Origin of the sequence: Duganella aceris, assembly GCF_011090165.1 — a bacterium.
Lineage (GTDB): Bacteria > Pseudomonadota > Gammaproteobacteria > Burkholderiales > Burkholderiaceae_D > Rugamonas > Rugamonas aceris.
Map to the genome: position 1 here is coordinate 112,356 of NZ_JAADJT010000012.1, position 21,277 is coordinate 133,632.

14 protein-coding genes are annotated in these 21,277 nt (G+C 68.7%); 6 read left to right on the forward strand and 8 right to left on the reverse strand.

What is annotated here, in order from left to right:
* Nucleotides 1–924 (forward strand): LysR family transcriptional regulator, encoded by a 924-nt coding sequence (locus GW587_RS24140; RefSeq protein ID WP_166107406.1) that lies wholly within the window; start codon nucleotides 1–3, stop codon nucleotides 922–924.
* 1,006 nt (nucleotides 925–1,930) lie between these two features.
* On the opposite strand, the gene GW587_RS24150 is transcribed toward GW587_RS24140, so the two are convergent.
* The 7 genes from GW587_RS24150 to GW587_RS24180 form a co-directional block, all read right to left on the reverse strand.
* Nucleotides 1,931–3,622 carry a methyl-accepting chemotaxis protein gene (locus tag GW587_RS24150; RefSeq protein ID WP_166107409.1) on the reverse strand — a complete coding sequence of 564 codons (1,692 nt, stop codon included), beginning with the start codon at nucleotides 3,620–3,622 and terminating at the stop codon, nucleotides 1,931–1,933.
* A 188-nt stretch (nucleotides 3,623–3,810) separates the two neighbouring features.
* Nucleotides 3,811–6,837, reverse strand: coding sequence for a sensor histidine kinase (locus GW587_RS24155; RefSeq protein ID WP_166107411.1), 3,027 nt, complete (start codon nucleotides 6,835–6,837; stop codon nucleotides 3,811–3,813).
* A 64-nt stretch (nucleotides 6,838–6,901) separates the two neighbouring features.
* Nucleotides 6,902–7,510: a flavodoxin family protein gene (locus GW587_RS24160; protein WP_166107413.1), complete on the reverse strand. Its 609-nt coding sequence runs from the start codon at nucleotides 7,508–7,510 to the stop codon at nucleotides 6,902–6,904.
* 135 nt (nucleotides 7,511–7,645) lie between these two features.
* Nucleotides 7,646–8,944, reverse strand: coding sequence for an amidohydrolase (locus tag GW587_RS24165; protein WP_166107415.1), 1,299 nt, complete (start codon nucleotides 8,942–8,944; stop codon nucleotides 7,646–7,648).
* Nucleotides 8,945–8,963: 19 nt separating this feature from the next.
* Nucleotides 8,964–11,213 carry a TonB-dependent receptor gene (locus tag GW587_RS24170; protein WP_166107417.1) on the reverse strand — a complete coding sequence of 750 codons (2,250 nt, stop codon included), beginning with the start codon at nucleotides 11,211–11,213 and terminating at the stop codon, nucleotides 8,964–8,966.
* A gap of 157 nt (nucleotides 11,214–11,370) precedes the next feature.
* Nucleotides 11,371–11,961, reverse strand: coding sequence for a malonic semialdehyde reductase (locus tag GW587_RS24175; protein WP_166107419.1), 591 nt, complete (start codon nucleotides 11,959–11,961; stop codon nucleotides 11,371–11,373).
* Between the two features lie 42 nt (nucleotides 11,962–12,003).
* Nucleotides 12,004–13,182: a sigma-54 interaction domain-containing protein gene (locus GW587_RS24180; RefSeq protein ID WP_166107421.1), complete on the reverse strand. Its 1,179-nt coding sequence runs from the start codon at nucleotides 13,180–13,182 to the stop codon at nucleotides 12,004–12,006.
* Nucleotides 13,183–13,418: 236 nt separating this feature from the next.
* Here GW587_RS24180 and GW587_RS24185 point away from each other — a divergent pair, with 236 nt between their 5' ends.
* From GW587_RS24185 to GW587_RS24195, 3 genes are read left to right on the forward strand one after another with little or no spacing between them, the layout of a single operon-like run.
* The gene (locus tag GW587_RS24185) at nucleotides 13,419–14,423 is read left to right on the forward strand and encodes an LLM class flavin-dependent oxidoreductase (RefSeq protein WP_166107423.1); all 1,005 of its coding nucleotides are present in this window, start codon (nucleotides 13,419–13,421) and stop codon (nucleotides 14,421–14,423) included.
* Between the two features lie 38 nt (nucleotides 14,424–14,461).
* On the forward strand, nucleotides 14,462–15,622 hold the full coding sequence (locus GW587_RS24190; protein WP_166107425.1) for an LLM class flavin-dependent oxidoreductase: 1,161 nt from the start codon (nucleotides 14,462–14,464) through the stop codon (nucleotides 15,620–15,622).
* Nucleotides 15,623–15,651: 29 nt separating this feature from the next.
* Nucleotides 15,652–18,078 carry a TonB-dependent receptor gene (locus tag GW587_RS24195; RefSeq protein ID WP_166107426.1) on the forward strand — a complete coding sequence of 809 codons (2,427 nt, stop codon included), beginning with the start codon at nucleotides 15,652–15,654 and terminating at the stop codon, nucleotides 18,076–18,078.
* 55 nt (nucleotides 18,079–18,133) lie between these two features.
* Here the strand turns inward: GW587_RS24195 and GW587_RS24200 are convergent, their stop codons facing one another.
* Entirely contained in the window at nucleotides 18,134–19,210 is a 1,077-nt protein-coding gene (locus GW587_RS24200; RefSeq protein ID WP_166107428.1) for an ABC transporter substrate-binding protein, read from the reverse strand.
* Between the two features lie 242 nt (nucleotides 19,211–19,452).
* Between GW587_RS24200 and GW587_RS24205 the strand changes: the two genes are divergently transcribed.
* Both GW587_RS24205 and GW587_RS24210 read left to right on the forward strand, forming a co-directional pair.
* Nucleotides 19,453–20,178 carry a class II aldolase/adducin family protein gene (locus GW587_RS24205; RefSeq protein ID WP_166107429.1) on the forward strand — a complete coding sequence of 242 codons (726 nt, stop codon included), beginning with the start codon at nucleotides 19,453–19,455 and terminating at the stop codon, nucleotides 20,176–20,178.
* Between the two features lie 16 nt (nucleotides 20,179–20,194).
* A complete protein-coding gene (locus GW587_RS24210) occupies nucleotides 20,195–21,277 on the forward strand; it encodes an ABC transporter substrate-binding protein (RefSeq protein WP_166107431.1) in 1,083 nt (360 codons plus the stop codon).

The following is a 21,277-nucleotide window of genomic DNA, read 5'->3' on the forward strand; positions in this document are numbered from 1 at the left end:
ATGCTGTCCGAAGAAGAGCTCGCACTGATAGACGCCATCCGCAAATGCGGCAGCCTGTCGCGCGCCGCCGCCAAGCTGGGCAAGGCGCCGTCGACGATTTCCTACGCCGCGCGCCAGCTGGAGGAGCGCTTCGACGCGCTGTTGTTCGACCGCCGCCGCTATCGGCTGGAGCTGACGCCGGCCGGCTGCCTGCTGGCCGACGAGGGGGCGCGGGTGCGGCAGGAGGCGTGCCGCATCACGCAGCGGGTCAAGCAGATCGCCAGCGGCTGGGAAGAGCGCTTGTGGATCGTCAGCGACGAGATCTTCGACTTCGAGCTGCTGTCGCCGCTGATCGCCGATTTCGACCGCCTGCAATCGGGCGTCGACCTGCGCTTCACCACCGAGGTGCTGGGCGGGAACTGGGAAGCCTTGCGCGACGGCCGCGCCAGCGTCATCATCGGCGCGACCAACGAGCCGCCCGGCATGTCCGACCTGCGCTGGTTCGAGCTGGGGCGGATGGACTGGGTGTTCGCGGTCGCGCCCAGCCATGCGCTGGCGCGGGTGCAGGGGCCGCTGGCGCGCGATGCGATCCAGGCGCACCGCGCGGTGGTGGTGGCCGATTCGTCGCGCGAGACGCAGGGGCGGGGATACGGCATGCTGAATGGCCAGCGCACGCTGGCGGTGCCGGGCATGCGCGCCAAGATCCATGCGCAGTGTCTGGGACTGGGCGTGGGCTGGGTGCCGCGCAAGCGGGTGGCCACCTTATTGCAGCGTGGCGATCTGGTCGAGAAGCAGACCGTCGATCCGCGCGAGCCCAACGTCCTGTACGTGGCCTGGCGCGGCGACCGCGAGGGGCGCGCGTTGAGCTGGTGGCTTGAGCGTCTGCGCGACGGGAAGCTGGCGTCGGCGCTGCTTGACGGCCGCGACGTCTGTGTGATCGACTGAATTGGCGAGGCCGTAGCGGCGGGCGATGCGTTCGTGGGTGCCGTCCTGGCGCATCGCCGCGCAGGCGGCCTGCCAGCGTGCGGCGGTGCGGTCGTCCATGCCGAGCGGCGCGGCCAGGTATTGTTCCGCCGTCTTCAGCACCGCGCCGCTGCGCAGCGCGTCCAGCCGGCCGCCGGTGCGCAGCTGTTCGAAGCGGCCGATGTTCCAGGTGGTGAGCCAGGCGTCGATGCGGCCGGCGGCCAGCTTGCGGGCGTTGTTCTGCGACAGGCTGACCGTTTCGATGCGGGTGAAGCCGAGGCGCCGCGCCAGCGCTTCGCCGGGGCCGCCCAGCAGGACGCCGACGCGCAGGTTCCGGGCCGCCTCGGCCGACGAGATGTCGACGCCGCTGCCGGTGCGGGCCAGCAGCAGGACTTTGTCGTCGGCCAGCTTGCACAGCCAGCGGTAGTCGTGTTCGATTTTGGGGAAGCGGGCGAGGGTGGCCATCGCGCCGGGTTCGCTTTGCAGCATCGCTTGGGCGCGGCGCAGCGGCACCGGATTGACCGCGCCGGCGTTGCCGGTGCGCCGGCCGAGTTCGGTCAGCATGTCGTACAACAGGCCCCGGTACGCGCCATCTTCGTTGAAGGCGAACGGCGCCACGTTGTGCACGTAGACGTGGCGCGGCGCCGCCGCAGCCCAGGCGCCGCCGCCAGCCGCCGTCACCGAGGCGCTTGCCACGTGGCGCGGCGCCGCAACGGCCCAGGCGTCGCGGCCAGCCGCCGTCACTGTGGCGCTTGTCACGTGGCGCGGCGCCGCAACGGCCCAGGCGCCGTCGCCAGCCGCCGTCACCGTGGCGCTTGTCACGTGGCGCGGCGCCGCAACGGCCCAGGCGGCGCGGCCAGCCGCCACCGTGGCGCTTGCCGCGGCGAGGGGGGCGATGGCTGCGCCGGCGGGGGCTCCATCGGTTGTCGCGCCGGCGAGGGTGGCCAGGGCGAGCGCGGCCAGCGGGATGCGTGGGGGGCGCATGGCATCAGGCCGCTGCGACGCCGTGTTGCACGCCAGGCAGCCGGTGCGCCGCCGCCGCCGGCACGTCGCGCACCGCGTGGAAGGTCTGGGCCGCTTGGCGGGGCGCGGCCGCCGGAGCGCGGCGCGACGCGGGCGATGCCGGCGCGGCGGGCGCCAGCTTGAAGATGCTGACCGCCGCCACCAGCGACATCGCCTGATCCTTCATGCTCTCGGCCGCCGCCGCCGCTTCCTCGACCAGCGCCGCGTTCTGCTGGGTCATATGGTCCATCTCCAGCACCGCCGTGTTGATCTGGTCGATGCCATCGCTTTGCTCGCGGCTGGCCGCGGCGATGTCGTTCATGATCAGCGTCACCTGCTGCACGCTGTCGACCACCTCCCGCATGGTCAGGCCGGCGCGGTCGGCGAGCCTGCTGCCTTGCTCCACCTGCGCCACCGACTCGGTGATCAGCCCCTTGATCTCCTTGGCCGCCGCCGCGCTGCGGTGCGCCAGGTTGCGCACCTCGGTCGCGACCACCGCGAACCCGCGCCCCTGCTCGCCGGCCCGCGCCGCCTCCACCGCCGCGTTCAAGGCCAGGATATTGGTCTGGAAAGCGATGGCATCGATAACCCCGATGATCTCTTCAATTTTGTGCGAACTGCCCAGGATCCCGCTCATGCGCTGCACCACATCCTGCACCGCCGCGCCGCTGCGACCGGCGACGTCGCTGGCCGCCAGCACCAGCGCATTGGCCTGACGCGCATGCTCCGCATTCTGCCGCACGGTGCTGGTCAGCTCCTCCATCGAACTGGCGGTCTGCTCCAGCGCGCTGGCCTGGCTTTCGGTACGCGCCGACAGATCCGCATTGCCGCTGGCGATCTCGCGCGAGGCGACGCCGATCGAATCGGAACTGGTGCGCACGCCGCTGACCAGCGCCGCCAGCTTGGCGTTCATGTCGCCGAGCGCGCTGAGCAACTGGCCGGTCTCGTCGCGGTGCTCGCTGCGGATCACCGCGCTCAGATCGCCCTCGGCGACGCGCCGCGCCAGCTGCACCGCCTGGCTCAATGGACGGGTGATCGAAACCGAGATCAGCCAGGCGCAAACGATGACGAAGGTCACCATCAAGCCGGTCAGCAGCGCCATCAGCTGGCGGCTGCTGGCGTAGATCTGCTGGATGCCGGCCGCCATCTCGGTGATGTGGTCGCGCTCCTCCTGTTGCAGCTCCTGCAGCTTGTTGCCGTAGGCGAGGGCGAGCGGCGCGAAGCGCGCGTCGAACAAGGCCGCAGATTCTTCGGTCTTGCCCTGGCGCTTGAGCAGGATGGCCTGGTCGCGCACGCCGACATAGTTCTTGCGCATTTCCAGCAATTCCTGCCACAAGACTTTTTCACGCGGCGTATCGATGTGCTGCTCGATCTGCTTTTGCAGCGCCTGCGATTCGCGCGTCGAGGCGGCGACCTCCTCGGCGAAGAATTCGGCCAGCGTGCCGTCGCTGTTCTTGATGATGGCCAGGTTGCGGCGGATGCCGGCATAGATGACGCGATACCAGTCGCTGACCAGGCGTTCGGTGGCCAGCGGCTCCTCAAGCAGTTCGCGGCTGGCGTCCGCCACGGCGCCGAGACGCGACAGCGAAGCGCCGACCGCGATCAGCGCGCACAGCAGAATCAGCGCGAAACCCAGCAGCAAACGTTTTCCAATGTTCAGCTTATTCAGTATCGACATCTCATTCTCCTCAGGTTTAGTGGGCAGACAGTGAGATCAGGCTAGCACGCCCCCTCGGCCGGAATTCGGGCGAAAGCGACAACATTGCATCATCGGAAAGCGGCCACGCCCGTGGCCCCGTGCCGGGCGCGCAAACTCGTGCGAATCCATCGAAGGGTTGCGCTGGAAAGTTGGTACGAACCGCCGCGTCAGGCCGGCGCCGCCCGCCGCAGCCAGGACCGGCGCGGCCCCGCCCGATAGGCGATCGCGCCAGGCAGCACCAGCAGCCATTCGGTGCCGCCGCCCGCCGCGCCGCACACGGTCAGCTTGGCCTTGATGCGCCGTGCCCGCTCGCGCATGCCCGGCATGCCCCAGTGGTCGCGGCGGCCGCCGGTGGCCAGCACCGCCGGCGGAATGCCGACCCCGTTGTCGCGGATGATCACGCGCAGCTCGCGCGCGCCATAGCGCAGCTGCGCATTGATCGCGCTGGCGCCGGCGTGCCGGTAGGCGTTGGCGATGGCCTCGCAGGCGATGGACAGGATCTCCTGCTGGATCGCCGGATGCAGCGCATGCACGGGGCCGGCCACTACCAGGGACAGCAGCGGCGCCTCCGCCGTGGCGCGCAGGTGGGCCGCCGCTTCGGTCAGCGCCGCGGCCAGGGTCTGCTCGTCGGCGTCGTGGTTGCGCAGGCCGCGCACGCGGTCGCGGCCTTCATGCAGCACGTCGTCGGCGTGCTCCAGGGCCTGTTCGATCAGCGCCCGCGCCGGTTCCGGCTCGGGCAGCCGGGTCGCGGCGGCGTGCACGCGCAGAATCAAGCCCTGGATCGATTGCAGCAGCGTGTCGTGCAGCTCGCGCGCGATGCGTTCGCGCTCGTTGACGCGTTCCTCCATCCGCCCGGCCAGCTGCGCGATCAGCCGCCGCAGCCGCAGCCGGTAGGCGGCCCAGCAGATCGCCAGCGCCGCCAGCGCGCACACGCCCCTGAACCACCAGGTCTGGACCACGGTGGGGGCGATGCTGAAGTCCAGCGTGCCGGCTTCGGCGGGCCAGTCGCCATCCTCGTTGGAGGCTTGTACGCGGAAACGGTAGTCGCCCGCGCCCAGGTTGTTGTAGTAGGCGGCGCGGCGCCGTCCCGCCTCCTGCCATTGCGCATCGACGCCGTCGAGGCGGTAGCGGAAGCGGATCCGCTCCGGCATCGCCAGCGCGACGGCGGTGTAGTCCAGTTGCAGCGTGGTGGTGCCGGGCGCCAGCCGCATGCCGGCCAGCGCCGGCCGGGCTTGCCCGGGCGGGCCGATCTTGCGGATCTGCACCGGCGGCGCCGGCTGCGGCGCGTTGCGCGCCGCCGGATCGAAGCGGAACACGCCGGTGGTGGTGGTGACCCACAACTGGCCGTCGGCGGCGCGCGCCAGCGACGGCGCCGGCAGCAGCAGCGGCGCCGTGCCGTCCAGACCGTCCAGGCCGTCGAGGCGCTCGTAGCGCACCCGGTAGTCGGCCGCCGCCGTCAGTTTGGCGACTTCGGCGGCGGCGATGCGGAACAGGCCGGAGACCGCGTTCAGCCACAAATCGCCGTTGTCCAGTTCGACGATGCTGGTGATGCCCTCGAAGGCCTGGCCGTCGCCGCCGGTGACGGCGCTGAAGCGCTCGCCGCGCAGCAGCGCCAGGCCGTTCTCGCCGCCGGCCCAGACCCGGCCGCCGGCGGGCAGCAGCGCCATCACCACGCCGAGCCGCACCCCTTCGGCCGGCCCGTAGCCGCGCCAGCCGTCGGCGCTTTGCCGCATCAGGCGGCCGCGCTGATAACCGATCCACAGTTCCTGCCCGTCCGACACCGCCATGCTGCGCGCGGCCTCGTCCGGCAGGCCGCCCCGGCCGTCCTGTTTCTGCCACGCGCCGTCCGGTCCCAGCCGGAACAGGCCGCGCGAGGCGATGCTTGCCCACAGCCCGCCGGCGCGGTCCATCACGATGGCGTTGAACTGGGTGCCGCCGCCGACGCCGTCCGGCAGCGGCACCCGCGCGCTGCCGGCGCCATCGGTGCGCCACAGGCCGTTGTAGGCGCCGCTCCACAACACGCCGGCGCGGTCGCGGTAGGCGTAGTTGACCGGATTGTCCAACGCCACCGGCGAGCGCGGCCACAGCGCCTTCAGCGGCGGCGCGCCATGGCCGGGACGGGACACGTGGAAGCGTCCGGCCCAGACCCCGCCGTCGTCGTCGGCGACCAGGGTCTGTTCGCCGGGATTGTCCGGCATCGACACCTTGGAGACGCGCTGGCGGCGGAAGCGGTCGATGCCGGTGGCGGTGCTGGCCCAGATATCGCCCTCGCGGTCTTCCAGCAGCGCGCCGACCGCGCCGCCGCTCAAGCCTTGCGGCGGCCCGGTGCGGGCCACGCCCTGCGCGGTGTGGTATTCGACGCCGTCGCGGCGGCCGACCCACAGCTCGCCGGCGCGGTCGAACAGCAGCGTGTTGACTTCGCCGTGCAGCTTCCACGCGCGCGGCCGGACGCCGTGCTCCGGCGCGCTCAGGCGGTTCAGGCGGTTGTGCAGCGCGTCCCAGCTCCAGACGCTGCCGTCGACCACCTGGATCGGCACGCCGACGCCGCTATCCACCGGCAATCTGGCGAAGCGCGCGGCGCCCGGGGCCAGCGTGTAGACCCCCGACTCGCCCTGCGCCCACAGCACGCCATGGCGGTCGCGCATCAGCGTCTCGTATTTTCCGGCGGGCAGCGACCAGGCGGCGCCGGCGGCATGCCAGCGCTCGCCGTCGAGCTGGTACATGCCGATCGCGGTGGCGGCCCACATGCGGCCGCCGGCGTCCGGCTGGATGCCCCACAGGCCGGTGTTTTTCGGCAGGCCGTCGCGCTCATCGTAGTTGCGCAGCCGGCCATGCGTCAGCCTGCTGGCGCCGCCGAAGCGGTAGCCTATCCATAGATCGCCGTCGGCCTGGGCGCTGAGGATGCTGACGCTGTTGGCCGGCAGCGGGGCGGCCGGATCGGCGTAGCGTTCGAAGCGCGCGCCGTCGAAGCGGAACAGGCCGTTGGGGCCGCCCAGCCACAGCCAGCCGTCGCTGGTTTGCGCCATGGTCATGACCATCGTCGGCGCGCCGTCGCGCGCGGTCCATGCGGCGTGGTGGCGGTCGATGGGCGTGGCGGCGCGCGCGGCCGGCGCCAGAAACACCAGGCACGAAAGCAGCAGCCGGCACGTCTGCCATCGGAAAATATCGCGCTTGCCGAGCCGTGTTACCGCCATGGTGGAGAACTTTTGTTGTTTTTATCATTCTATATCAAAGCCGTAACACGACCTGCGGACAAATTCAGTCCCTGGATCGCAGCGCCTGACGGCCGGTGGACAGTTCCAGCGCCACCGTGGCCACGCGCCGGCCGAGGTGGGCCGAGGTCTTCAGGTCGGATTCGGTGGCGCCCTGGTCGGGGCCGGTGTCGGCGTCGCTCTGGGCGCCGGCGCCGAGGAAGTAGGTGTGGCGATTCAGCGCGTCTTCGGTGGTGGTCGAGGCGTTGTGGCCGGGCGGCAGGCCCAGGTTGACCCAGTGCATGCCGTGCTGGGCCGCGAAGATCGCCATCTGCTGCAGGGTGTTGAGCTTGTCGCCGGAGCGCGAGGCGGAATTGGTGAAGCCGGCCGCGATCTTGTCCTTCCATACCGAGCCCTTGGCGAACACGGTGCGCGAGGTGGCGTCCATGAAGGCCTTGAACTGCGCCGAGGCGCTGCCCATGTAGGTCGGCGCGCCGAAGATGATGGCGTCGTAGCCTTCCAGCGCCTCCCAGTGCTGGTCGATGTCGGCCACCGCGATCAGCGTGCTGACGGTGTTGGGCGCGGAGGCGGCGCCGGCCGCTACCGCTTCGGCCTGCTTGGCGGTGTGGCCGTAGCCGCTGTGGTAGATGACCGCGACGTGAATTTGTGCTGACATGGAACGCTCCTGGTGGGTGACGAAGGTGAACGCGCCATGATCGGCGGCCGGCGCCGCGCCGGCGAGTAAATCGCCGCGAATCGGTGTGAATTGTTGCTGCCTGGCCGATGCGGTGCGGCGCGGTCGCCGGGTCGCCTATGTCCGGACTGGCTCGCCGTAGGCGGCGATCAGCTCGGTGAAGGCGCGCACCCCGACCGCGATGACGCTGTCGTCGGCCACGAAATACGGCGAGTGGTTGGACGCCGCCGTGCGCGGATCGACGCCGTCCGGCGTGGCGCCCAGGCCGAAGCCCACGCTCGGGATGCGGGTGCTGAATTCCGCCATGTCGTCCGCCGCGTACACGCCCGACGCGATCCGCACCTCGCCGCTGGTGGACGCCGCGCGCAGCACCGGCAGCAGCCGGTCCACCAGCGCCGCGTTGTTGAAGCCGGCCGGATAGCCGGCGCCGACCAGCTTGAAGTCGGCGCTGGCGCCGGCGCTTTCCGCCGTGTCCTTGAAGGTGCGCTCCAGCCGCGCCACCACATCGTCGCGCTGCGCCTTGGTCACGCTGCGGATGGTGCCCTCCAGCCGGACTTCGCCCGGGATGATGTTCTGCCGCACACCGCCTTCGATCTTGCCGATCGAGATCACCGGCGGCGGCAACGACAAATCGGACTGGCGGCTCGGGATGGTCTGCAGCGCCAGGATCGCCAGCGCCGTCGGCGGCACCGGATCGACGCCGCGCCACGGCATCGCGGCATGGGTGGATTTGCCGATCACGCGCGCGACGAACACGTCCGCCGCCGCCGTGGTGCGGTCGCGGCTGACCGAGATCGCGCCCGCCTTGCCGGCGCCGACGTGGGTGGAGAAGAACACTTCCGGGGTCGGCGCCTGCAGCACTCCTTCCTTGATCATCAGCGCGGCGCCGCCTTCCTCGCCCTCCGGCGCGCCTTCCTCGGCCGGCTGGAAGATGAACTTGACCGTGCCGCGCAGATGCCCGCGGTCGGCCGCCAGCACCTCGGCCACGCCGAGCAGGATGGCGATGTGGATGTCGTGCCCGCAAACGTGGCCGACGCCGACCTGCTTGCCGTCGTACTCGGTCTTGACGGTGGAGGCGTAGGGTAGGCCGCTCAGTTCGGTCACGGGCAAGGCGTCGAGCTCGGAGCGCAGGCCGATCACCGGACCGGGCAGGCCGCCCTTGAGCACCGCGACCACGCCGGTGCGGGCGATGCCGGTGCGCACCTCCAGCCCCAGTTTGCGCAAGCGCTCGGCCACCAGCGCCGAAGTGCGGGTTTCGCGGTTGCCCAGCTCGGGATGCTGGTGGATGTCGTGGCGGATGGCGATCAGGCCCGGCGTGGCGGCCGCGATCAGGCGCTCGATCTCGGGCGATGCGGCGCTTGCGACGGGCGGCAACGCCAGCAGGGCGCAGGCGGCGGCGATGAGTTTGATTTTCATGTGGAGTTCCTTTGCCGGCTTACCAGCGGTAGACGGCGCTGAGGCCGAAGGTGCGGGGATCGCTGTTGGAATAGCCGATGACGTTGTTGCCGTACGGGATGGCGTTGGTCTTGTAGAAGCGGTCGGTGAGGTTGTTGACATAGACGGTCAGCGTCACCTTCTTGCCCGGCGGCAGATACGACAGCTTCAGGTTGCCGACCGTGTAGGCGGGCTGCTGCTGGTTGGGATCGGTCTCGTTGTTGGTGGCGAAGAAGTAGCGGCTGCGGTAGTTCCAGTTGCTCGACAGCAGTGCCTCGCCGCCGTTGGCCAGCGCCTGGCGGTACTCCGCGCCGAGCAGCGCGTTGACGTGCGGCGCGCGGCCGAATTCGTTGCCGGTGAAGGCGCCGTAGTCGGTGTATTCGCTGCGCAGCAGGCCGACCGCCGCGTTCAGGCGCAGGCCCTGCGTCAATTGCGCCGCCAGTTCGAACTCGGCGCCGTGCGCCTTGGCCTTGGCGCTGTTGGTCAGGCGCGAGACCGGCCCGGTCGGCGTGCTGACCACCTGGTTCAGCTGCACGTTCTTGTAGTCGTAATAGAAGGCGGTGACGTCGGCGGTCACGCGGTTGTCGAGCCAGGCGGTGCGCAGGCCGGCCTCGCCGGAAGTCAGGTATTCCGGGCTGACCACGGCCACGGTGGACTGGGTGGTGACGCCGCCGTTATAACCGCCGCCCCGGAAGCCCTTGGCCGCGCGCAGGTAGGCCGAGACGTCCTGGTTGAACTTGTATTGCGGCGTCAGGTCCCAGGTCGCGGCCTTCCAGGTGTGCTCGTCGTTCTGCGCGGCGGTGGTGGCAAGCGCCGACGACACCGACGAACGCTGCCACCAGCTGGCGGTGTTGCGGTAGGCCGCCGCGCCGCTGTTGGCGACACGGTCCAGCGCGATCTCCTTGGTCTCCGAAGTCCAGCGCAGGCCGCCGGTCAGGTTGAAGCGCTCGCTGAAGTTGTAGGTGGCGCTGCCGAACAGCGCGTAGCTGCTGGTGTCCTGGTGCAGCCGCGTATTGTTGTAGGTGAACGGGATGGTGCCGGTCGGCGTCTTGATGGTTTGCGCGCCGGGCAGGGCGCCGGCGGCGCTGTCGTTGTCCAGCGTCTCCTTGAAATAGTGCAGGCCGGCGATCCAGTTCAGCTGGTCGCTGCGCGGCGACGCCAGCCGCAGCTCCTGCGCCGCCTGGCGCGCCGTGATCTCGGCGTGGCTGCGGCTGATTTCCAGCGGCGTGGCGTCGCCGTCGCTGTTGATGAGGCGTTCCACCCGCTCGAAGGAACTGATCGAGGTCAGTTCGTTGCGGCCCAGGCTCCAGCGCAGCGTCAACGCCGCGCCCTGGTTGCGCAGCCGATCGTTGCCGGGCGCGTTGGTGGCGATGTCGGCGGTGCCCAGCGGCGGCAGCACGTAGCCGTACAGGTTGGTGCCGCCGGCGCCCAGGCCCAGGCCTTGCAGCGCGTCGCCGCTGCCGTGGTAGTCGCGGGCGTGGAAGCTGAGCAGCGCTTGCAGGTCGGGGCCGAGATTGGCCAGCAGTTGCAGCCGCAGCAGATTGTCCTCCTCCTTCTTGCCCACCGCCTTGTTCTGGAAGGTGTTGCGGGCGTAGCCGTTGCTGCTGTCGCTGTACAGCGAGATGCGGCCGGCCAGCACGTCTTCCTTGAGCGCGCCGCCGGCGGCCGCTTCGACGATGTGCGAATCATGGTTGCCGACTTCGGCCTTCAGATAGCCTTCCGGCTTGAAGCTGGGCTTGTTGGTGGTGAAGCTGACCGCGCCGCCGGTGGTGTTCTTGCCCCACAGCGTGCCTTGCGGGCCGCGCAGCACTTCGACCTGGCGCACGTCGAACGGCGGCACGCCGCTCAGCAGCGGCGAGTTCAGGTACACCTCGTCGATGTAGAAGCTGACCGGCGACACCAGGTTGCTCGACTGATCGCCGCTGCCGATGCCGCGTATCCACCAGCGGGTGCGGACGTGGCCGTCGTTGGTCGGGCCGGAGGCGTTGGGCACCAGGTCCATCACGGCGCCCGCCGACAGGTTGCCGCCACCTTCGCGCAAGTCCTTGCCGCTGAACGCGGACACGGCCGCCGGCACGTCGCGCGCGAGCTCGGCGCGTTTCTGCGCGGTGACGGTGACGGTTTGCAGCGCGGCCGGATTTTCGGCGTTGTCGATCGCGTCGGCGGCGTGCACCTGGCCGTAGCAGGCGAAGCCGATGGCGCTCAGCGCCGACAGCAGTTGGCGATTCTTGATTCTGGGTTGCTTGTGCATTGTTCTTCTTCCTGTGTGTTGTATGAAGCAGATATGTTTCAGCAACATGCATGCCGGGAGAAAAACACGGGTTCTGCTGCGGCGGCGACACAAATGCCGCGCCGCCTGTGCGTTGCGCAGCAGCGGGGCGGTTTGCTGTTGCGCAGCGCGCAGCGGATTACAACAGGGTGACCGCCTGGTCGAACGACAGGCGCGGGCTGCGCGCGAACAGCGTGGCCGGGTCGCCGTAGCCGAGGTTGACGATGAAGTTGACCGCGTGCCGTTCGTCCGGGAAGAATTCCTGGTTGACGGTGGCGGCGTCGAAGCCCGACATCGGGCCGGCGTCCAGACCGAGCGCGCGCGCGGCCAGGATCAGGTAGGCGCCTTGCAGCGCGCTGTTGCGCGCGGCGGTGGTTTCCACCAGCGCCGGGTTGGCTTCGAACAGCGGCTTGGCGTCATAGGCGGGGAACTGCTGCGGCAGCTGGTCGAAGAAGCGCTTGTCGTGCGCGACGATGACGGTGACCGGCGCGGCGATGGTCTTCTCGCGGTTGTTGGAGGAGAGCGCCGGCGCCAGCCGCTGCCTGGCTTCCGGCGTGCGCAGCACGATGTAGCGGGCCGGTTGCGCGTTGAACGCGGTCGGACCCCACTTCAGCAGGTCGTACAGCGTGGCGATGGTGGCGTCGTCGACGGCTTGCGGCAGGAAGCGGTTGTAGGTGCGGGCGTTGCGGAACAGCTGGTCCAGCGCGGCGTCGTTGAGGGTGGTCGACAAGGCTTACTCCTTCATGCGGGTTGGGATGGTTGTGCGCCCCGCTCAGACGATGGCTTCCGCCTTCTTCAGGTAGGTGCGCAGGATGTTGCGGCTGATGTTCAGGTGCTTGGCGGCGCGGACCTGGTTGCGCTGGCAGCTTTCCCACGCGGCCAGCACCAGCTCCTGTTGCAGCGCCTCGAATTCGATGGTCTGGCCGGAGGCGAGCAGCGCTTGCCAGGCGGCGTGGAAGGCGGCGGCGGCATCGGCGACGGCGGGCGGCGCGATCGTCGCCACGGTCTGCGCGGGTGCGGCCGGAGCCGGAGCCGGCGCCGCCGCCGTGTCGGGCGAAGGCGGCGCGCTATGCCAGCCCGACAGGCTCAGCTCCGCCGGCGTCACCAGGCCGGCGCAGGACAGCAGCACGGCGCGGTGCATGACGTTTTCCAGCTCGCGGATATTGCCCGGCCATGGATACGACAGCAGCGCGCGTTCCGCGTCCGGCGTCAGGCGCGCATCGTCGACCTGCAAGCGGCGCGCGTAGGTGGCGAGGAAGTGATGCGCCAACGGCAGCACATCGCCGCTGCGTTCCCGCAACGGCATCACCGGCAACGCGATCACTTGCAGACGGTAGTAAAGATCCTCGCGGAAGCGCCCGGCCCGCACCGCCGCCGACAAATCGATGTTGGTGGCGGCGATCAAGCGCACATCGATCGGCACCGGCTTGCGCGCGCCCAGCCGCACCACCTCGCGTTCCTGCAGCACGCGCAGCAGCTTGACCTGCATCGCCAACGGCAAATCCCCGATCTCGTCGAGGAACAAGGTGCCGCCGTTGGCGGTCTCGAACCAGCCGGCCTTGCCTTGCAGCGCGCCGGTGTAAGCGCCGCGCTCGTAGCCGAACAACTCGCTCTCGATCAGCGTCTCGGAAAACGCGCCGCAGTTGATGGCGATGAAGCCCTTGTCGCGGCGCTGGCTCAGGCCGTGCACGTGGCGCGCCACCAACTCCTTGCCGGTGCCGGTCTCGCCGGTGATCAGCACCGTCGCCTCGCTGGGCGCGACCCGCTCAATCACATCATGCAGCGCGCGGCTGTGCGGGTCGGCGAAGACGAACGCGGTGGCCCGGATCATCAGGCTCAATTGCTCGGCGTCGCGGAAAGCGATCAACGGTTTGGCCGCGTCCTGGTCGCCTTTGGCGAGGTTGGCGCTGCGTGCAAACTCGGCCGAGAAATTGTGTGCGAGAAGTTCCATGCCAGTGAATATAGCCCGCCCGGCGGCGCGACGGGAACGAATCATGCCACGCTAGCATATGTGTATTTGGCATAAGACCCGCCGCTGTAGCTGGCGCAACAGCCGCTGTTGCGCAATCAACAGAGAGGGCGGCGAATGCTGTGCAACCAGCATCAAAAGGCCGCCGCGACCGCGTTTTAGGCTGGCATGTTTAATGCGACCTGTGGTGGAGGGCCAACATCCACAGGAGAACATGCATGACCACCGAATTCATCTGGCAACTGCCGACCGCCGGCGACGGCCGCTACGCCGAAGCCGCCCGGCTGCGGCGCGGCGAGCGCAATGACAAGCAACGCGCGCCATTCACCGACGGCGTCAGCGACCCGCGCGGCAAGCGCTTCAACTACTTCGACTATCTGCACCAGGTGGCGCGCGCCGCCGACATCTCCGGCTTCGACGGCCTGCGCATCGGCCACGACTTCGACGGCGACGACAGCTGGATCGTGGCCGGCTACCTGGCGCGCGGCACCCGCCATATCAAGCTGCTGACCGAGTTCGAAGCCTCGTGGGGCTCGTCGGTCTACGCCGCGAAGAACGCGGTCAGCTTTCAGCGCGCCACCAACGGCCGCTTCGCCTGGCAACTGGCGCAGGGCGCCGACGAGGCCAGCCGCAGCCGCCATGGCGACCAGTTGCCGCAGGACGAGGTGCTGGCGCGCATCGACGAGTTCATCACCGTCGCGCGCGGCGTGCAGACCACGGCGCCGTTCAGCTTCAAGGGGCGCTACTTCGAAGTGCAGGACGGCGGCTTCCGTGGCCCGCTGGCCGGCAATCCGCTGCCGGCCATTTATCTGTCGGGCGACGGCGAGGCCGCGCTGGCCCTGTCGGCGCGCCAGGCCGACGTGCATCTGTTCGACGCCGCGCCGCTGGCCGAACTGAAGCCGGCGCTGGCGTCGTTGCGGGCCCTGGCCGCCGCGCAGGGGCGCGGCGTCGTCGCCGGCCTGCGCCTTGACGTGCTGGCGCGCGAGACCGAAGAAGAGGCCGAGCGCGACGCCGCCCGCGAGCAGTCGCAGTCCGGCGTGCGCGCCGCGCTGGTCGGCAGCTACGCGCAGGTGATCGACGCGCTGGCCGCGTATGCCGACGCCGGCGTCGGCAGTTTCGTGCTGGGCGCCTCGCCGCATCTCGAAGAAGCCTACCGCATCGGCGAATACGTGCTGCCGGCGCTGCGCGCGCGACTTGCGCCGGACGACCGTCAGGCCGCCTGACGCTTGCCACGTTCCCCACATTTGACAGGACACTGATTATGACCATCGATATCTTCTGGCGCATTCCCACCCACGGCGAACCAAGCTCGCACCGCGCCCGCACGCCGTTCCGCGGCGACTGGTTCCCCGGCAACGACAACCTGCGCAAGGCCGGCCTCGGCGGCGGCGGCGCCGACGGCTTCAACTACCTCGACTACATCGCCGAGATCGCGCACGCGGCCGAAATCTCGGGCTTCCAGGGCGGCCTGATTCCGTCTTTCCCGATGACCGACGAGCCGTGGGTGATTTCCTCGCTGCTGGCGCGCGAGACCAGCAACTTCCGCTTCATGATTCCGTTCCAGCCGGGCTTCCTGAATCCGGTGGTGGCGGCGCGCATGACGGCCAGCCTGCAACGCGCCACCGGCGGCCGCGCGCTGTACAACGTGATCACCGGCGGCGGCGGACCGGCGCAGCTATGGTGGGGCGATTCGGCCGACCACGACGACCGCTACACCCGCACCACCGAATTCCTCGACGTGGTGCGCGGCGTCTGGCGCGGCGGCCCGTTCTCGTACCAGGGCAAGTTCTACCAGGTGGAGAACGCCGGCCTGGCGCATCCGCTGTCGGAGGAAGAATTCCCCGAGATCTACTTCTCCGGCTCGTCGGACGCGGCGCTGTCGTCGGCCTCCAGGCACGCCGATTACTACCTGACCTGGCTGGAGCCGTTCGCGCAACTGCGCGAGAAATTCCGCCGCGTCAAGGAAAAGACCGATCTGCTGGGCCGCAAGATCAAGTGCGCGGTGCGGGTCGACATCATCGCCCGTGCCACCGAGGAGGAGGCGTGGGAGGAGGTGCGCAAGGGCTTCGACAACGTCGATCCGGCCACGCTGCGGCAGTTCCTCGGCCAGGACGGCAGCGATTCGGTGGGCGCGGCGCGCCAGCGCGGCAACCGGCCGACCACCATCAACAGCTACAAGGACCTGATCACCGAGCCGAACGTGTGGTCCGGCTTCAACCTGTTCCGTGGCGGCCAGACCCAGGGCATCGTCGGCAGTTACCAGCAAGTCGCCGAACGGCTGGACGACCTGGTGCAGCTGGGCGCCGACGCCTTCATCCTGGCCAGTACGCCCCACCTGGAGGAAGCCTACCGCGTCGGCGAGGAAGTACTGCCGCTGGTGCGCGGGCATGGCAATTCGAAGCTGCTGCGCGCAGTGGGCTGATACCGATTTTCATTTTATAAGGATGCATAATGCGTAGTTCCAACGTCGTTCCCTTTCCGCCCCGGCCCGCGCGGCCGTCCCGTCCCACACTGAGACTGCTGCTGCGCGAGATGCACGCCGCGTTCGCCGTCGCGATGGGCGGCGGCGCGTTGCTGGCGGCGGGCCTGGCCAACGCCAGCGATGTGCCGGCGGCCGTGGTTGCCGACGGTGCGGCGCGTGCCGCGGACGGCACGGACGGCACCGAAGCAAGTGGCGCGGGCGCGGCCGCCTCGCTGCAGACCGTCACCGTCACCGCGCAGAAGCGCGAAGGCAAGTTGCAGGAGGTGCCGAGCGCGATCACGGTGCTGAGCGGCGCGCAGTTGCTGGACAACGGCGTCGGCCGCTCGGCCAGCGAGATCCTGAACTATGTGCCGAACGCTTCGGCCGGCACCCAGCAGCACGGCCGGCCGCGCTGGTGGATACGCGGCGTCGGCGCCGGCCAGCAGCAGATCGACTTCCCGAACCCGGTCGGCTTCTACCTGGACGACGTCTACATCAGCAACGCCAGCGCCACCGGCTTCCCGCTGTTCGACCTCGACCGGGTGGAAGTGTTGCGCGGCCCGCAAGGCACGCTGTGGGGCAAGAACACCACCGGCGGCGCGATCAACGTCATTTCGCGCAAGCCCAGCGACTATCTGGACGGCTATCTGAAGGCCGACTACAGCAGCCATGAAACCCGGCTGCTGGAAGGCGCGATCGGCGGCGCGCTGAAGGAGGACGTGCTCAACGGCCGCCTGTCGTTCCACTCGGAAGACCAGGGCGAAGGTCCGTTCAACAATCTGTACACCGGCAAGAAAGACGGCGCGCTGCGCGACAACGCCGTGCGCGGCCAGTTGCAGGCCAGGTTCAGCCGCGACCTGAGCGCCAACCTGAACCTGCACTACCGCGACTACAAGTCCACCGGCGCCATCACCACCACCGCCAGCTACGCCGCCAACGGCGTCTACCGCAACGGTTATGTGCCGAGCAACGACAGCGAGGACGTCAGCACCAACGCGCCGACGCTGAGCGTGATCAAGCAGGGCGGCGCCAACCTCAACATCCAGTACGACCTGGGACGCTACACGCTGAGCTCGATCACCGGCTACGAGGACTTCAAGACCGATACCCTGGGCGACAGCGACAACACGCCGCTGGAGATCAGCCGTGGCTGGTCCAAGGCCAAGAGCCACCAGTTCTCGCAGGAGTTGCGGCTGGCGTCGGCCAAGGATGAAAAAGTGAGCTGGGTCGGCGGCCTGCATTATTTCAACGAGAAGATCGATTCCGACGCCGCCACCGCGCGCCTGCCGAACGACATCGCCGGCGCGCTGGCCGGCAGCACCCAGCCGGTCGGCTACAACGCCACCAGCTTCGAGCACAAGACCCGCAGCTTCGCGCTGTTCGGCAGCAGCACCGTCAACTTCACCGACCGCCTGTTGGCCACGGCCGGCTTGCGCTGGACCACCGAGACCAAGGACCTCGACCTGCGCCGCATCCAGGCCGCATCCGGCACGGTGACTTTCGGCGGCGCGGCCGACTGGTGGAACACGGTCAAAGGCGGCAACTATACGGCGGCCTCGGTGGCGAACAACAACTTCAGTTCGAATCCGTCGACCACCTGGCGCGCCTGGACCTACGACTTCACGCCGGAATACAAGTTCACCGAGCAGGCGCGCGGCTACTTCAAGTATGCCCACGGTATCAAGTCGGGCGGCTACAACACCGGCGCCAGCGATGTGCGCGCGCTGAACACGGTGGCGCCGGAGAAGCTGGATTCGTTCGAACTGGGCTTGAAATCGGAGTGGTTCGACCGGCGCTTGAACTTCAACGCCAATGTGTTCCACTACAACTACAAGAACGTGCAGGTCAATATCACCGGCGTCTACAACGGCGACCCGACCCAGAGCGTGGCTTATCTGCAGAACGTCGCCAAGGCCCACGTCAACGGCGCCGAGTTCGAAGTGGAAGCGCTGCCGATCGACCAGTTGCACCTGAACGCCAACATCGGCATCCTGCGCACCGAGTTCGACGATTTCGCGATCCAGAACGGCGGCGGCAACCGCAGCGGCAACGAGTTCGTGCGCTCGCCGCACCTGACGGCGCTGTTCGCGGCCGACTACCGCATCCCGCTGGCCAACGGCGGCAAGATCGTGCTGGCCGGCGATGTGCGCTACACCGCCAGGCAGTTCTACTATGTCGATCCGCAAAGCGATGCGCGCTGGTTGTTGAACCAGCCGGGCTATTCGCTGCTGACCGCGCGCATCTCGTACACGGCGCCGGGCGGCAACCATCTGTTCTCGCTGTACGGCAACAACCTGGGGGACAAGGTCTACAAGAACCATACGCTGACCACCTTCGTGCCGGGAACCGCCAATGGCGATACCGTGTACTGGGGCCAGCGGCGTACTGTCGGCGGTTCGTACACCTACTACTTCTAACCGCCACCTTCGACCAGCCCGGCGCCGCAGCGATGCGGTGCCGGGTTTTTTTACGTCACGCCGCCGCGCGCAGTTCGTCTTGCAGGCGCAGGCGGGCTTCCTCCAGCGGGCCGGGATCGATCCAGGCGTCGAGATCGACGTCGCGGTCCAGCAGGCCGTGGGTCAGCTGGAAGTTCTTTTGCCGCGCGAACAGCGCCACCCGCTCTTCGGACAAGTCCGGCGCCAGGTCGAGATGGAAGCCGTCGCGGTAGGCTTGCTCCACGCTGGCGGCCGAGCCGCGCGTCTCGTCCTGCAGGATGCGGCGCAGTTCGGGCAGGTTGTGCTTGGCCCATTCGGCCGCGCGCAGGGTCTGGGTCAGGAAACGCACCAGCAGTTCGCGATGGTTGGCGAGGAAATCCTCATGCACGGTGATCGGACGCGGCGTGCCGTTGTTGACGCGGAAGCGCTTCTCCGGCAGCGCGTCGATATCGATGCCGACCACCAGCCCGGCCGCCTGCGCCGCCTGCGCCGCCGACGCGCCCTTGACGTAGACCGCGTCCACTTCGCCGCGTTGCAGCGCCGCGATGCCTTGCCACAGGCCGCCGCCCAGGTCGGTGTTGCGGGTCCAGTCGCCCGGCTCGCGGCGGCGCAATTCCTCGGTCGCCAGTTCCACCAGTTGCGCATCATCCAGCGTCAGGCCGGCGGCGGCCAGCACGCCCTTGTAGCCGGCCAGGCTCATGCCGCGCGCGATGCTGTTGCCGCGCCGGTTGTTGGCCAGGTCTTCCTCGCGGAAGCGCGGCAGCGCCAGGCGCTTGCCCCTCAAATCCGCCGGCTGGCTGATGCCGGAACCGGGACGGACCAGGATCGATTGCCATTCGTCGATCCAGGTCAGGCCGATCAGGCGGGTCGGCGCGCCTTGGGCGCGGGCGGGCAGGGCCAGCAGGTTGCCGCCTTCGCGGATCAGCGTATCGAGCTGGTGGTCGTAGTGGTGACGCGCCAGCTCGCCGCCGGCTTCCTGCAAGGTCTTGATGGCGATGCCGTCGGCGGCGAATTCCTGATCCAGCCAGCCCAGCTTGTAGGCCAGGCCGGTGGCGGTGGGGACCGGACAACGGGTAAACCAGATGGTGTCGACGGCTGTGGTGGGTGTGCTCATGTAGTTCCTTGGTGATTGATCGAAACGGCCACGCCACGCGCGCCGCTGGGCTGTGTTGAGCAGAAAACATGCCCGCGCTGGACGGGGCACGCTGCTGCTGGCGCAACAGTTGATGTCGCGTCTGCTGTTGCGCCAGCAGCAGTTGCTGCCGGAATGCTGCTGACTAAACGCCTTTTTGCCATGAATCGCTTGGCACAGCGCTTGCACTAATGGAAGGGCACCCTCAACCCAAGGAGAATCTCATGGCAGAAACCGCAACCGAACACCGTCTCAGCGAACAGGTCCTGGCCTTCGCCGAACAAACCCGCAAGCAGGCGCAACTGGCGTTCGACGCGCTGCGCGACACCGGCAGCCTGACCGCCTTCGGCACCGTCGGCTTCGTCGAGCGCGTGCCCGGCGAGGAACTGGTGGTCATCGTCAACGACCCGGGACCGTTCCGCAAGGGCGAGCCGCTGGTGGCGTCGATCCTCGGCCTGGACGGCACCGTACACACCGGCAACGGCGGTGGCGGCGGCACCCGTTACCTGAAGCTGTTCCGTACCCATGCCGACATCACCACCATCTCGCACGTGCATTCGCCGGCGCTGGGCGCCTGGGCGCAGACCCATCGCACGCTGCCGATCCGCTATGTGCCGGTGCAGCGCTTCCAGCTGATCCGCGAGATCCCGATCTATATCGACCGCCGCCAGCCGGAAGTCGACTACATCCTCGACCAGATCGAGAAGAACCCGTATCACACGGCCATCCTGGAAGCCAACGGCGGTTCCACCGTCTGGGGCAAGCAGGGCTTGCTGAAGACCGCCGAATTCATCCTGCTGCTGGAGGAGGGCGCCAAGATCCAGATCCAGGCCGAAGCCATCGGCGGTTCGCGCGACTTCGGTCCGGGCGTGCTGCGCCAGCAATGGAAGATGAGTCCGTTGTACGAGAAGGCGCGCGAGCTGTCGCTGCTGCCGGCCACCGATCTGTAATCAGGGGATGAGCACGATGTTCGATTCGTTTGTGGTGAAGCGGCGCGGCGCGTTGGCGTGCTTGGGGCTGGCAGTGCTGGCGTGGGCGGGACTGGCGCCTGTGCCGGCGTCGCCGGCGGCCGGCCTGCCGGAGTCGGTGCGGATCGCCGCCGTGGCGCGCAACGCCAATGGCGGCAAGGCCTTGTTCGCCGGCTCGTCGGCGCTGGTGGCCAGCCAGGGCTGGCTGGCGGCCGAGCTGGGCAAGCTGGGCGTCAAGCTGGAGTGGTTGCCGGTCACCACCAATTCGGTGGCGGTGCAGGTCAACGAGGCGTTCGCCAACAAGTCGATCGACTTCGCGCAGTATGGCGACCTGCCATCCATCATCGCCAACGCGTCCGGTTTGCAGACGCGGCTGGTGGTGCCGGGCGGCAGTTTGAACAACACTTATCTGGTGGTGCCGTACAACTCGACGGCGCGTTCGATCAACGATCTGAAGGGCAAGAAGATCGCCCTGCATCGCGGCCGGCCCTGGGAGTATCCGTTTTCGCGTCTGTTGGCGGCGAATGGTTTGAAGACCAGCGACGTCAAGCTGCTGAACCTGAATCCGCAGGCGGGTGCGGCGGCCCTGGCCAGCGGCAGCGCGGATGCCTTCTTCACGCTCAGCGATGCTTTCCTGTTGGAGGATAAGAAGGTCGGGCGGGTGATCTGGGCCAGCAAGACGCCGCCGCAGGACTGGAAGATGCGCGCCGAGTTGTGGGGCAGCGCCGAGTTCCTGGGCAAATATCCGCAGCTGGCGCAGTTGGTGGCCACCGCTTATGTGCGCGCGCATCAGATCGCCAGCGTCGACAGCGGGCGGGAGGAGTATATACGCGCCGAGGCGGCGGCCGGCCAACCGGAAAGCGTGGTGCGGCGCGAGCTTGACGGCGACACCCGGGCCTGGAAGGCGCGCTGGTCGCCGCTGTTGACGCCGGAGGTCAAGGCCCACTATGCGGCCGAGGCGTTGTACGCCAGGCAGTCCGGGCTGATCGCCAAGCCGCTGGACACCAATACGCTGTATGTGCCGCAGTTCGTTGAACAGGCGCTGGTCCAGCTCAAGCTGCAGCAGTACTGGGCGCCCTGA